The sequence below is a fragment of the Enhygromyxa salina genome (assembly GCF_002994635.1).
Lineage (GTDB): Bacteria > Myxococcota_A > Polyangia > Nannocystales > Nannocystaceae > Plesiocystis > Plesiocystis salina_B.
Genome location: NZ_PVNL01000062.1, coordinates 35450 through 49418 on the forward strand (window position 1 = coordinate 35450; position 13969 = coordinate 49418).

Genomic DNA, 13969 nt, shown 5'->3' on the forward strand with positions numbered 1-13969 from the left:
TCGATTTTTTGCGTTGACCTGGTGTGGACTGCTCGTGGCCTGCGGGGACGGGCAGGGCGTCGGCATCGAGGCCGACGACGCAAAGGCCGCGGCGACCGACACCTCGAGCGGCGACTCGCAGACGTCGACCGAGACCGAGACGTCGAGCGGGGACGAGGAAGAGCCGCTGCCGGACCTCCCGTCGGACCCCGAGCCGCCCGTGGACGACGAGGGCTGCCACGCGATCTATGCCCAGGATCTGCTGCCCACCTTCGAGCTGACCATTCACCCGATCGTCTGGGAGCTGCTGCAGACCGAGTGGCACAACGGCCAGATGAACGAGGACTTGGGCGTCAACCCCAAGCCCTACCACCCGCTCGCCGAGTTCAGGTACGGCGACATCGTGATCGAGAACGCGGAGATCCGGCTGCGCGGCAACCCGACGGCCTGGTACGACAACGACAAGTTCCAGTTCCAGATCGGGTTTCACACCAACGATCCCAACGGCAACTTCATGGGCCTCAAGCGCCTGGTGTTCGACGCTGCCACCTTCAATCGGCACTTGTTGCGCGAGCGGCTGGCCTACGCGGTGATGCGCGACGTCGGGATCAAGGCCCCCTGCGCCAACAATGCCCGGCTCAACATCAACGGCGAGTACTACGGCATTTTCACCAACCTCGAGAAGCTCGACGAGGTGTTCCTCGAGCGCAATTTCGACGATCCAACCGGTGATCTGTGGAAGCGCGGCAACTGGGTGCTCAAGACCAACGAGGACTCGAGCACCCCCATTCGCCTCAACGCCCTGCGCGACGCCGCGACGACCGAGGAGCTGTTCACCTATCTCGACATCGAGCAAGCGCTGCGGGTGTTCGCCGCCGAGGCCGTGATCCCCGACTCCGACGGGATGTGGGCCGGCGGGCTCAATTTTTACCTCTACGATGAGCCGATCGGCGGCAAGTTCATGCTGCTGCCGTGGGACAAGGACAACACCTTCGAGCGGTTTGCGCATCCGCCTGACGGGGACTACCCCGCCAACCCCGATCCCTTCGTGTGGGAGAAGCCGACCTCGCACGGCCGGCCCTACTACGACCTCTCACTGGAAGATCCAATGTGGTTCGCGCTGTACATCGATCTCATCGACGAGATCCTCCACGATGGCTACAACCCCGCCAAGATGCACGAGCGGATCGACACCTGGACCGAGCAGATCCAAGACGCGGTGTTCGAGGACGTCAACAAGCCCTACTCCGACGCCCTGTACCTGAACAAGGTCGCCGAGCTGCACGCCTTCGTTGACGCCCGCTACGCGTTCGTCGAGGAGTGGCTGGTCTGCTGGCGCAGCGGCGGAATCGCCGACGGCAATGGCTACTGCGTGTATCCTTGACGCCGGTGATGCGCGCCCCGCCCGACACGCTCCCTGAGGTCCACCTCGACGCCTCGCTCCCCACCGATCTGGGGCTCGGGTGGGCCGCGTTCTACGACGTCGGGTTCATCACCTCGATGCTGATGATCCTCGCGGTCACGATCAGCTTGGCCGCGCTGCTCGCCTATCACCCGACGACCCGAGCCAAGGCCACCACGATCGAAGAGATCGAGCAGCCCAAGACCTTCATCATGTACGCGCTGGTCGGGGCGATCATCGCGATCATCGTCAAGGTCCAGCCGAGCATGGCCCTGGTCGTGTTCGGGATCGGCGGGCTCATGCGGTTTCGGACCAACGTCGGCGAGGCCAAGGACACCGGGCGGGTGATCCTGGTGACCGTGATCGGCCTGTCGTGCGGGCTCGAGCTGTACGTGGTCGCGGTGCTGACCGCCGCGTTGTCGTGGGTGTTGATCTTCGTGCTCGAGCGCGACACCGTCGAGCGCGTGGTCGTGCAGGGCCTCGACAAGGACACCCTGCAGCCGGCCGCCGACGCCTATGGCGCCGCGCTGCGCCAGCTCGGCTGCACGGTCGTGGGTCAAGAAAAGCGGGTCAAGAAGGGGAGCCTCGCAATCATCTACCGGGCGCCGCGAGGGCTCGACCGGGGTCAGATCGAAGCACGGCTCGCGGAGCTCCCCAGCGACACGCGTGGCACCTACGGCTGGGATGGCTGAGCGGGGGAGTGGGCCTAAGGCAGCTGCACGCCGCCAGGCAGCGAGACGATCGCGAGCTCCTCGATGCGCGACTCGGCCGGCCGCTCCTCGCGGATCTTGCCGACCCCGAACGCGTACCACGAGATCGCAAGCTCACCTGCGTTGGTCCCCACGCTGCGGACCCGCTCGATCTTCACGCAGTCGAAGGTCCCGGCGGGCACGGTGACCTGCTCGTGGACGGCCTCGACCGTAAAGATGTGGCCGCGCGGCTCGAGCTTGGGGTTGAGCCCGTCGCCGTCGGTCTCGGTCCGATCGTAGAACAGCTCGTCGGAGAACCCGAGCACGTCCCAGGTGTCGTCGACCCGGGCGAAGCCGGGGTCGTAGTCGACGATCGAGGCGACCCCGTTCTCGGTCAAGATCTTCTTGTGGACCCGGGTAGCGAGGGTGCCATCGACGACCAGGACGCTCTGGGTCCACTCGCCCTTGGCGTTGGGCTGATCCGTCAGCATGAAGGCTTGCTCGCCATTCCACTCGATCTCCTGGGTGTCGACGATGTCCATGCCGAGGATCTGACCGTTGAGGTTCTTGATCAGGTAGGTCCAGTGGGCGCCGTCGGCGAGCGGGTACAGCGTGTCGGCGTACACGCCCAGGTTGGGATCGCCGCCGTCGCTGGTGTCGGTCTCGGTGTCGGTATCTCTGGAGGTGTCGGCGTCGGTGTCCTCTCCATTGTCGGTGGTCGCGTCCGAGCCGTCGGTGAGATCCGGCTGCATGTCCCCGGTCTCGCCGTCGTCGACGGCGTCACCCTGGTCCGTGGCCTCCGACGAACCCGGCGGCGCGGGTTGGTTGCAGGCGAGCGCCACGAGCGGGGTGAGCAGCGCGAGCCGCGTCCACGCGTGAATGGAGCCTGCCGAGTGGATGGAGCGATTGGGTATGATCATGGGCTGACCTGGGTGACTGGGGGCGAGCTGGTGGCGGCCGCCTGAAACAGGCGCCGCGAGACAAACAGATCCGTGGGTGCGCAGGCCCGACACCGCTCGAGCATCGCCGCGGTGCGAGGGTGATCGCCGAGGCCACCGAGGCTCCACGCGACGGTCGAGGGCCAGCGCTCGAGCAGCTGCTCGCGCAGCCCCCAGGCGCTCGGATCATCGAGCCCGATCAGCGAGTCGATCACCTCGCGCCCGGTGTCGAGCAGCTCCCGACGCAGGGCGTGGGCGGTCGCGTCCCCACGACCATGCAGCGCCTGCAGCACCGGCTTGGGCGCGAGCGCGGCGTAGCGCGCGAGGATCGGATCGACCCGCTCGATCGCCAGGCCACGCAAGCTCGAGATCACCAGCGCCGGGTCTTTCAGCAGTAACTTGTCGCGGCGCCGCCAGGACTCGGGATCGTCGCAGCCCTGCAGGCCCAGAGCCCGCTCGTAGGCGTCGGCGTGCTTCCACAGGCGGTCGCGCAAGGTGACGGCGAACGCGTCGCCGCGGCCCATGAGGCTCTCGACGACGGCGCCCGGCGCAGCCTCTGCCAGCTGGATCCGCATGCGATCGGCCGCGTCGCCGTCGACCCGGGCCAGGCTGCGCGCGACCTCGACCGGGTGCGACTCGAGCAGGCGCTCGCGCAGCGCGTCCTTGCTGACCAAGCCGCTGTCGAGCGCGCCGAGCCGCGCCAGCACCAGCTCCGGGGCGAGCTCGGCCGCGGCGACGAGCAGCGGATCGTCGAGATCACTGGCCCAGATCGCGAGCTCGGGCTCGCGCTCGAGCAGGCCGGCCCGCAGCTCCCGCCCGAGCGGCATGCGACGGGTGAAGTACAGCTGGACGATCGGCGGCAGCGCTGCAGCTGCGAGCTCGAACGGCGCGTCGGGATCGGTGATCCACCAGGGCGTCGCGTCCTCCGGCGGCTCCTCGAAGCTGCCGCGCTCGAGCAGCGAGATCACCCGGTCGGCGACCTCGCGCGGCCCGCTGCGCTCGGTGTGAAACACAGGCAGGTGGTCGCGGCTGGCCAGCTCGAGGTAGCCCGATCGGATCCGCTCCTTGAAGCCGGACCCGGCCAGCCCCTTGCGACCGCCGTCGCGCGATCGCTTGGTGCGGATCTTCTCGAGCCGCTTGCGGATCCGGCTGGTCCGCGGGTCGACGTCGAAGATCAGGGTGAGGTCGACGTCGAGGCCGGCCGAGGCGTGGGTGGCGATCGCCTCACATGACTCGAGCTCGAGCCCGCGGCCATAGGCGCCGATCACGATCGAGGTCAGCATCGAACGATCGAGCAGCACGGTCTCGCCGCGGGCCAGCGCTGGCCTCACGTGCTCGTCGAGGACCTGGGCCTCGCGGCTGGCGTAGAGCAGGCTCTCGGCCCGCGGCAGCAGCGAGAGGTTGCTGCGGTCGCGGGTCAGGCGACGGATCTCGCGGATCGGCTTGGAGCTGTGCTCTTTGCCGACCCGCGGCATGCTGACGGTCACGCCCGACTCGCGCAGGTGCTTGGCGACCAGCGCGAGCACGGTGCTCTTGCCAGCCCCGTCGACGCCCTCGAACGCGATCACGCGACCGCGGCCCGCGTGGGTGGTTGGCCCCAATTTCGATGGTGTGTTCATAGCTGCACCGATACCCAGAGCCCGACGACCCAGCTCTCGACGAAGTGATTGAAGGACGTCACCGGGGCCATCGGCATGACGTACTGGGCCTGCGGCATGACCCGCAGCCGCTTGGTCCACAAGATGTTGAGGCCGGCGACGCCGCGCAGCGCCTCGCTCTCGCTGAACGAGAGGTTGGTGTCGATGAACTCACCGGACACGATCGGCTGGAGCCGAGTCTTCTTGCCGACCTCGAAGTCGTAGGTGGCGTAGGCCAGCGCGCCCAGCATCCATGGTGAGGTCTCGGCGAACAGCCAGTCTTGCGCCAGGTTGGTCTCGACGCTCGCGTACAGGCCCTTGACCCGGAACACCAGGTCGAAGGTCGCGCCGAACACGTTGCGTCGGCAGCTGGCGTCGCGCTTCCACTCGGCCAGGCAGTCGGCCTCGTTGGCGAGCGAGTCCTGCACGTGCTTGAACGCCCCGCCGGCCCCGATCGACAGCCACGCGGTTGGATCGTAGGTCACGCGCGCGTGGGCATCGACCCCGTTGGGCGCGCCCGCCAGCGCGTTGTTGGACGCGCTGATTGACCAGCCCAGCTCGTGCAGGCCCGGGCGCATGGGCTCGAGCTTGCCCCACAGCGCGACCCCAACCGCGCGGTCGCCCCACGACAGGTCTTCGATCGCAACCGAGTTGTAGAGGCCGCGCCCGATCATGGGGACCTTCGAGACGCCGCGCAGCTCGAGCCGCGAGTACGGACGCTTGAAGTGGCCAACCTTGATCTGGAAGCCCGGGTGGATCTGGACGTTGCCCCACGCGTCGCGCAGGACGTCGCCCGCCGAGGGGCTGCCCAGCAAGTCCGAGAACTCGAGGCTGACCTTGGCCGACAGCACGTCGAGGTACTTCGCGCTGACCTTCACCCGCGCCTGTCGCAGCTGCAGCGACCCCTTGCGCTCGGGCTGCCCGATCCGGCTGCCCTCGCTGTCGAGCCGGGGCTCGATGTAGCGGAGCCGTCCGCCCGCGATGACCCGGGCGCCGACCTTGAACTCGTATTTCTTCGGCTTCTTGGCTTTCTTGGCCTCGCTGTCCGGCTTGCCCTGCTTGTCCTCGTCGGGCTGCTCGGCGCCCTCGACTGCCGCGTCGGCGTCTGGATTCGCGACCGGCGCGGGCGCGAGCGCGGGGCTCGGCGTGGTGGTCTCGACCGGCTGCGCGAGCTCGCTGGCGGGCGGCGCTGGTGTCGCGACCTCCACGATCTCGCTCGGCGCGGGCGGCTGTGGCGAGGTGATCTCGACAATGTCGCTTGGCGCGGACGAGGGCGGAGCGAGCGTGAGCGCGAGTCCAAGGATGAGTGAGAGTTGGCCCATAGCGAGGTCGTCTGCGCCCGGCCGACCGGCCGCGACGCATCCAGAATGTCCATCGTACCCAAGTTCAGGCGACGCGGCGATCTTCGCGAACGCCGCGTCGGGTGCCCGCGTCTAGGTCAGCCCAGACAGCGGGCCGGTGTCGAACTCGGGGTCGCCAAAGCTGTCCGTCTCGACGCCCATGGCCTGCAGCAGCGAGACCAAGAGCTTGTTGTGCGGGACCTGTGGCATGTCCGGCCGCGTCAGGTACCGACCCGTCTGAAAGTAGCCGCCCGCGCTGCCAGCGAGCACGTAGGGCATGTCGTAGCGACTATGGTTGTTGCCCTTGGCCTGCTCGTTGGTCCACAAGATCACGGTGTTGTCGAACACCGTGCCGTCGCCCTCGGGGATCGCCTTGAGCTTGGTGATCAGGTAGGCCAGCTGCTCGGCGTACCAGGCGTTGATCGCGCTGTTCTGCGCGATCTTGGGCGCGTCTTCGTCACCCTTGTGGGCGATCGAGTGGTGGCCTTCGGTGATCTTGGGATCGACGAACGAGAACACATGGTTCGCGACCGACCGGGTCCACATGATCGTGCCGACCCGCGTGATGTCGCAGGCCATGGCCATGGCCATGAGGTCCATCTGCAGCTTGCCCATGATCGGCATGTTGGTGACCAGGTTGGGATCCAGGAGCTCGCCCTGATCGAGCGGCTGACATTCCCCACCAAAGCTGATCACGCCCTCGTCGAGGCGGTTGCGGATCTCTTCGATCGCGGTCAGGTGATTGTGCAGCTTCTCGCGGTCGTCGCCGCTGAGGCGGTCACGCAGCGCGCGGTGCTCGTCCCCGACCGCGTCGAGCACGGCGCGGCGCTTCGCAGCGCGACGCTCGACCGCCAGCGGGTCGGCGATCGAGTCGCCAAACAGGCGCTGGTAGGCCGCGTAGGGGCTGTTCTCGGGCGGCAGCGGCTGCCCGGCCCCGCGATAGGAAATCCGCGCGCCGACGTTCGCGGGATCCTGGACGGCGACCCCGAGCTCGAGCGAGGCGAACGGCGTGTCCTTGCCGACGTGGTTGGCGACGGCTTGATCGAGCGAGATGCCGCCGGCCCAACCGGCCGACTGCCCACCGTCACCCGCGAAGTTACCCTCGAGCAGGGGCGTGCCCGTGAGGCAGCTACCGGTGCCCTTTTGGTGGGCGTCCCCGGGGCCTTTGAGCGACGACATCATGTCGAGGCCGCCGATGATCAGCAGGTCTTGCTTGTGGGCCGCGAGCGGGGTGAGGATCGGCGAGAGCTCGAAGTTGGGCCCATTGCCGGCTGGCCAGAAATTGGCTGGCACCGTGCCGTTGGGCGTGTACATGATGATCAGGCGCTTGGGGCTCTCGTTGGCTGCGAGCACGCTGCCGCTGCGCATGGCGTCGAGCAGCGGGAGCGCGATTGCTGCCCCGCCCAGCCCACGAAGCACGGTCCGTCGACTCAAGCGGTGATTCTTGCGAATGCTCATGGGGCCTCCTGTGTCGCGATCGCATGGCGATAGCGGAATGCGTCGGTCAAGGTCAGCGCAATGACCAACTCCTTGATGTCGTAGTCTGCCTCGGCGAACCGGGCCTGAATCGACTGAACCGAGCAGGCATCTTCCTTGGTCTCGGTCCGGCCGTAGCCAAACTGGAACCACTGGCTGGCGACGCAGTTCTTGACCTGATCGCTGTTGGCCAGCTTGTTGGCCAGCTCGACGACGCCGTTGTAGGGGCCGTCGTTGTCGGTCTCGACCAGCTCGCCGGTCGCGTCGATCGCCAGGCCCCACTCGGTCTCGCGGTACCGGCCGATCCCGTCAAAGTGCTCGAATCCAAACCCGAGCGGGTCCATGAGCCGGTGGCAGCCCGAGCACAGCGGATCTTCGGCGTGCTGGATGAACTGCTCGCGGGTGGTCTGGGTGTCGTCGACCGTGGGCGGCTTGGGGATCACGTCGGGCGGCGGCGGCGGGGCCTGACACAGCAGGACCTCGCGCACGAATTTGCCGCGGTGGATCGGCGACGAGCGATCCGGCATGGCGTAGAGCGCGAGCAGGCCGGCGTGGGTCAAGAACCCGGCGTAGCGGGTGGGGTCGAGCTCGACGCGCTCGAACTCCACGGTGTCTGGACCGGTGACCCCATAAAAGAAGGCCAATTGCTTGTTCATCATCGTGTAATTGGCGGTGAACAGCACCTCGACGTTCGCGTCTTGCTCGAATACTGCGTGGTCAATGAAGGCCTCGGTCTCGCGCCGCCACAGCGAGAGCAGATAGTCACCGTAGTCGGGGTAGATCTCGGCGCTCTTGCCGTTGGCGGAGATCTGCGACTCGATGCGGCCGAGCCCGAGCCACTGACGGTGAAAGTTCTTGACGGCTTCGCGTGCGCGAGGTGTGTCCATCATCCGGCGGGCCTGGGCTTCGATCTGGTCCCTGGTTCGCAGCTCGTCGGCGTCGGCGGCCTCGAACAGCGACACGTCGGGCATCGTGTTCCACAGCAGGTACGACAGCCGCGAGGCCAGCTCGTACGAGGTCAGCGGGACCACGTCGGGCTGCGCGGGGTCGGGCGGATCCTCGAGGTCCAACTGGCCAAACTCGACGCGATAGAGAAAGTGAGGCGACTGCAACATCGCCTGCAGCACTGTCTCGACGCCGACCTCGGGATCATAGGAGCTCTCGCCGAGCCCAGTGCCCGCGATGAACAGCTCGATGTGCGTGCTGACCTCGTCTTCGGTGAGCGGGCGTCGATAGGCCCGCTTGCCAAAGCTGCGAATGAAGGCGTCCGCGTCGGCGGTGCAGCTGTCGGGGTCGGGCGCGCCGCCGCCACAGGCAGGCAGTTGATCCATGAGCCCGGGGGCGTTGGCGATCGCGAGCTGCTCGGCGGCGTTCTCGTACTGCTCCGCGAGCAGCGGGCTGACCACCAAGGCGGCGGCTTGGTTGTCGAAGCTGCCGGCCACCTCGTCCGCAGGGAACGCGTTGGCGGGCAGGCTACTGTCGCCAAGCAGCTGATAGATGGTGTTGTTGTACTCGACGCGGGTCAGGCGCCGGATCGGCGACGGACCCGGCTCGATCGCCCCGCACTCGCCGAGATCGTCGCCGTCGGTCGAGCCCGCCGACTCGCCGTCCTTGCCAGATTGATCGGTCTGGCAGCCTGCCAACGTGGTGGTGGCGGCTCCGACCAAGAGCCCAATCAGGGCTGGAAGTAATTCACGCATGTTCACGCTCACTTTGGTTCGAGCATTGTCGGTACGCACGAGTTGCGTATTCGCGAAGCCAACCGATGGGGGCCGCGGCCGGTGAAGGGCACCGACGTCGACCACATCTAGGGACCGTACGCGCGGCCACGAGGGCCGGCAAGGGGGAGACCGGCCAAACGAAGGAGTTGCCGCCGTTGTCGAGAACGCGACCTGTTCGCGATAGTGACAATGCTCGTCGCGCCTGGAGTGGCGGCAATTCAGCGCATGGGCAGACAGGCTAGAGCGTCGCCGCCTGCGCCGCGTCTCGTGCGAGCGGCTGTGGCGACGAGTGTGGAGTGGGACGGCGCAGTGATGTGAAAGTCACGGGAGCGGAAACTCGGCGGTTTTGTCCACACTTTGTCGTGATGCGCGAGATTGAGCTCAAATTGTGCCGGCGCCCCCCTCGGATGTTTCGTGTCATGGTCCCGCCCGGAAACGGCCATGATCATGCACGATGTTCGACCTCGATCAGCAAGCCTTCGACTGTCCTTCTTGGTTGGGGCCCTCGGGCTCCTGGGGTGTACAGGCGATAGCGCCGGTAGCGATGGTGGCGGGTCGGAGACCGTCGGAGAAGATAGCTTCGGCGACGGCACCGACGGCGCGCTCACGTGCGACACTCCGCAGCTGTTCATCGACCGCTGCGGTGGATCGATCTGCCATGCCAAGGGCGAGTCGACGGCCGCGAGCTTGGATCTCACCTCGGCGGGCGTCGAGCAGCGGGTCTCGGGGGTGCCGGGGTCCAACTGCTCGGGCTTGCTCGCCAATCCAGCCTCACCCGAGGACAGCCTGCTGTATCTCAAGGTTGGCGACGCCCCCGGCTGCGGCTCGCGGATGCCAGTCAACGGCGATCCACTCAGCCAGGGCGAGATGGACTGCCTGCGCGACTGGATCTCGGGCCTGTTGCCGCCAGGCGCCGCCGACACCGGATCCGAAGACCCGACGGACGGCGAGCCTTTTGTGTGCGATCCGGGCAGCGTGGAGAGCTGCTACGACGGCCTGCCCGAGACCCTGAACGTGGGGATCTGCGCCGCCGGTGAGCGGACCTGTAACAACGACGGGCAGACCTGGGGCCCGTGTCAGGGCCAGACCACGCCGCAGGGGGAGGACTGCTTCACCGTCAACGTCGACGAGGACTGCGATGGCCTGATGCCCGAGTGCTCGGAGCTGTGGAGTCACAGCTTTGGGAACCCGCTGTCGCAGAGCATCTCGAGCGCGGATGTCGACTCGCTCGGCAATGTCTATGCGCTCGGTGACTTCGAGGGCGACGTCAGCTTTGGGGGGCCACCGCTGACAGCGACCGGCGAGAAGGCCGATCTGGTCCTCGCCAAATTCGATCTGTACGGCAACCCCAAGTGGAGCAAGCGCTACGGGGATAGCAGCAATCAATACCCAGCAAAGATCATCGTCGACGCGCAGGACAATCTCATCATTGTTGCGCGGATCTATGGGCACCTCGACTTTGGCGGCGGCGAGCTCACGGGCAAGGGCGCGGCAGACGTGGTGGTCGCGAAGCTCGACAGCGACGGCAACCACATCTGGAGCGACAGCTACGGCGATCTGGACCCCGATCGGTCCGAGCGGGTCGCCGTCGACAGCCTGGGCAACGTCCTGCTGACTGGCACCTTCACCGGCCAGGTCGACTATGGCAGCGGGATGTTCGAGAGCGCGGGCATGCGCGACGCGTTTGTCGTCAAGCTCGACGCGGACACGGGCGCGCACGTGTTCTCGCGCCAGATCGGCGGGCCCGGGGATGACTACGGGTTTGGGATCGACGCCGACGCCAGCAACAATGTGGTGATCGTCGGCCGGTTCCAGGAGTCGATCCCGCTCGGTGGCGGGATGGACAGCGCGGGTGAGCGGGACATCTACATGGCCAAGCTCAGCCCGCTCGGCGCGGTCCAGTGGAGCAAGCGGTTCGGCGGACCCGGCGATGACGGGGCCCACGACGTCAAGGTCCGCGACCAGACCGGTGAGATCGTGATGGTGGGGTTCATGGCGGACACCGTGAACTTCGGCGGGGGCGACCTGGTCAGCGCGGGCGAGCGGGACATCTTCCTGGTCACCCTCGATCAAAACGGCGACCACGTGTGGAGCAAGCGGTTTGGCGACGAGACTGACCAGTTCACCAGCAACTACGAGATCAACACGTGGATGAGCCTCGCGCTCGATCCGGCCGGGAACATCTACCTGGGCGGCGCGCTGCTGGGCTCGGCCAGCTTCGGCGGCGCGACGATCTCGGCGTCGGGGGCGAATCCGGACGTGTTCTTCGCCAAGCTCTCGGCCGGTGGCAACCTGATGTCCAACAATCGCTTTGGCGGGATCGGCACCGACATCGGGCTCGACATCTCGATCGCGGACAATGGATATGTCGTGCTGGCCGGCCGCTCATTTGGGAGCTCGGTCGACTTCGGGGTGTCTGGCAAGGTCCAAAATCACGGGCTCGACGACGGATTCATCGTCAAGCTGATGCCGTGACGCGGGTCAGCGGCAAAACCCGAGGTCCGCGTGCCATGGGGCGGCGCTCACGTCGGTGAGCGCGGCCGTGCAGACCTCACCGGGGCCACACACGGGCGCGTCGAGATCACACGCGCGCGCGCAGCAGGCCTCGCCGCAGCCGGGGTGCAGCTGGCCCGACACGCACACCAACCCGGAGTTGCACACGCCACAGTTGCCCCCGCAAGTCCCCCCGCCGCAGGTCTCGCCCTCGCCGACGTCGGCGGCGGGCCGACAGCTGAAGGTGCCGCCGCTGCGGGCACAGGTCTCACCCGGCCCGCAGTTGGGCGCCAGCGGGTCGCAGGCGGGCGTGAGCGAGAGGTTGAAGGGCCCGGCGTCCGAGCCCTCGCCGTCGACCGCCAACAGCACGGTCTCACCCGCGCTGACCTGAACCTCGACCCGCGAGCTCAGGCCATTGCCGGGGGCGATCCCCAGCGCGTCGTCATTGCACGACATGACCGGGCCGCCGCAGCCTTGCGTGCGCGCGTGCAACAGCGTGTCGTAGCTCGAGCCGAGGGTCGAGGCGACATAGGTGCCGGTCGCGGGGGCCGTCCACTCGACGATCCAATCGGGCGCCGCGAACCCGCCGCAGCTGCTGCCGACACGGTTGGCGCCGGCCAGGGTCGAGCCTGCGGTCGTCCAGGAGGTGGTCGCGGGCGCCACCTCGTCGACGCACGACAGGAGCTCGATCGTCAGCTCGATCGCCCCGGCCGTCGACTCGGCGCCGTCGACCACGATGACCTGGGTCTCGCCGGCCTCGAGATCCAGGACGATCCGCGAGCTGACCGTGAACCAGTCGCTGTCGTCGTTGCAGGTGGTGATCGGCGCTCCGCACCCGCTGCGCAGGGCCAGGGTCGTGTCGATCGTGCTGCCGACCGTCGAGAAGCTATAGATGCCGGCGACCGGTGGGGTGTACGAGTAGCTGCGGTCGCGCGCGAGCTCGCCTCCACACTCATCGAAGAAGTCGTTGCCGGCCCCGGCGGTGGTGTCGGTGAGCGTCAGGGGGACGACCGCGGGCAAGACCGTGTCGGGGCAGTCCTGCGGCGACGGGCCGAACATGCCGACGTTGAGCTGGTAGTCGCCCTCGGCCCCGAGCCAGCCGTCGACGGCGACGGTCACGGTCTCGCCGGCGGCCAGCTCGATCGCGATCCAGGACAGCTCACCGTCGAGGTCGTTGTTGCAGTCGAGCACCTCCGTTCCACACGCGCTCGCGTAGACCCACAGCGAGGTGTCGAAGCTCGAGCCGAGCGTGTCGAAGGTGTAGGTGCCGTCGGCCGGGGCGGTGAACACGTAGGCGTGCTCACCCGCCTCGCCGCCGCCGCACAGCGACTCGCTGCCCATCTCGTTGCTGGCGCCGAGCGTGGTCCCGCTGACGCTGATCGGCAGCGGCCCGGCGAGGACCTGCTCGGGGCACTCGACCGCGTCGATCTGCAGGGTGTACGTGCTGCCCTCGGGCCAGATCGCGTCGACCGTGACGACGACCGACTCGCCGGCCTCGAGCGGGTGGTGGATGCGCGCGTCTTGGGTCCACGGGCCCACGTCCTCGTTGCAGGCCAGCTCGGCGCCGTCGCAGCCGTCGCTCAGGGCGATCAGCGCGTCCTTGCCGACGCCGACCGCCTCGAACCGATATCGACCCGCGGCCGGGGCCGTCCATGTGTAGGTCTTCTCGGGGCCAAAGCCGCCGCAGCTCCACTCGTACTCGCTGGATTGGGCCGGGATGCTGTCGGGCAAGTCGACGGGCAGCTGGCTGCCGAGCTCGACGTCGGTCTCACACAGCGGGTCCCCGGTCTCGGACTCCGACTCGCTCTCGGACTCGGACTCGCTCTCGGACTCCGAGGACTCCGACTCGCTCTCCGAAGACTCCGACTCGCTCTCGCTCTCGGTCTCCGACTCGCTGCCGCCTGGATCCCCATCGCCGTCGCCGCTGCTCTCCGCTTCGCTCGAGTCGTCGGCGATCTCCGAGCCGCCCGCGGTCTCGCCCGTGCCGGTGCTGCCGAACCCCTCACGCCCCGGCGGAAACGGTGGTCCACACGCGACGCAGAGCGAAAGTAGCGGCCCGAGCCAGTACAGGGCCTTCACCATGGTTGCAGGGTATCGTGCCGCTGGCGCGAGCGCGAGTGATTCCGGGGTGGTGTGAAACCACAGTCCGCTGCCCACGGTGAACCAGTCTACGAACGGCGCCTGCAAGCGGGTCAGAAGCCTGACCCGAGCTGAAAACAGTCCGCTGCCCACGGTGAACCAGTCTACGAATGGCGCCTGCAAGCGGGTCAGAAGCCTGACCCGAGCTGAAAACA

At 67.5% G+C, this 13969-nt stretch carries 9 protein-coding genes; 3 read left to right on the forward strand and 6 right to left on the reverse strand.

The genetic code is table 11. From position 1 onward, the window contains the following. Positions 1-13: 13 nt before the first annotated feature. Together ENSA7_RS16880 and ENSA7_RS16885 are read left to right on the forward strand one after the other, a co-directional pair. The gene (locus ENSA7_RS16880; protein WP_181233814.1) at positions 14-1363 is read left to right on the forward strand and encodes a CotH kinase family protein; all 1350 of its coding nucleotides are present in this window, start codon (positions 14-16) and stop codon (positions 1361-1363) included. An 8-nt stretch (positions 1364-1371) separates the two neighbouring features. Continuing rightward, positions 1372-2073: a hypothetical protein gene (locus ENSA7_RS16885; RefSeq protein ID WP_146157782.1), complete on the forward strand. Its 702-nt coding sequence runs from the start codon at positions 1372-1374 to the stop codon at positions 2071-2073. A 14-nt stretch (positions 2074-2087) separates the two neighbouring features. On the opposite strand, the gene ENSA7_RS16890 is transcribed toward ENSA7_RS16885, so the two are convergent. From ENSA7_RS16890 to ENSA7_RS16910, 5 genes are all read right to left on the reverse strand, one after another. Beyond that, positions 2088-2990 (reverse strand): TapB family protein, encoded by a 903-nt coding sequence (locus tag ENSA7_RS16890; protein WP_106090326.1) that lies wholly within the window; start codon positions 2988-2990, stop codon positions 2088-2090. After that, positions 2987-4627 (reverse strand): dTMP kinase, encoded by a 1641-nt coding sequence (locus ENSA7_RS16895; protein ID WP_106090327.1) that lies wholly within the window; start codon positions 4625-4627, stop codon positions 2987-2989. The genes ENSA7_RS16890 and ENSA7_RS16895 overlap by 4 nt, the downstream gene beginning before the upstream one ends. Continuing rightward, positions 4624-5967: a porin gene (locus tag ENSA7_RS16900; protein WP_106090328.1), complete on the reverse strand. Its 1344-nt coding sequence runs from the start codon at positions 5965-5967 to the stop codon at positions 4624-4626. Before ENSA7_RS16900 ends, ENSA7_RS16895 begins: the two co-directional genes overlap by 4 nt. 111 nt (positions 5968-6078) lie before the next feature. After that, positions 6079-7443, reverse strand: a complete 1365-nt coding sequence (locus ENSA7_RS16905) for a DUF1552 domain-containing protein (RefSeq protein WP_106090329.1) — start codon at positions 7441-7443, stop codon at positions 6079-6081. Continuing rightward, entirely contained in the window at positions 7440-9161 is a 1722-nt protein-coding gene (locus ENSA7_RS16910; RefSeq protein ID WP_106090330.1) for a DUF1592 domain-containing protein, read from the reverse strand. The genes ENSA7_RS16905 and ENSA7_RS16910 overlap by 4 nt, the downstream gene beginning before the upstream one ends. Before the next feature lie 513 nt (positions 9162-9674). On the opposite strand from ENSA7_RS16910, the gene ENSA7_RS16915 reads away from it, so the two are divergent. Beyond that, the gene (locus tag ENSA7_RS16915; protein ID WP_106090331.1) at positions 9675-11657 is read left to right on the forward strand and encodes a nucleotide-binding protein; all 1983 of its coding nucleotides are present in this window, start codon (positions 9675-9677) and stop codon (positions 11655-11657) included. A 6-nt stretch (positions 11658-11663) separates the two neighbouring features. Here the strand turns inward: ENSA7_RS16915 and ENSA7_RS16920 are convergent, their stop codons facing one another. After that, positions 11664-13757, reverse strand: coding sequence for a hypothetical protein (locus tag ENSA7_RS16920; RefSeq protein WP_106090332.1), 2094 nt, complete (start codon positions 13755-13757; stop codon positions 11664-11666). Positions 13758-13969: the final 212 nt, after the last annotated feature.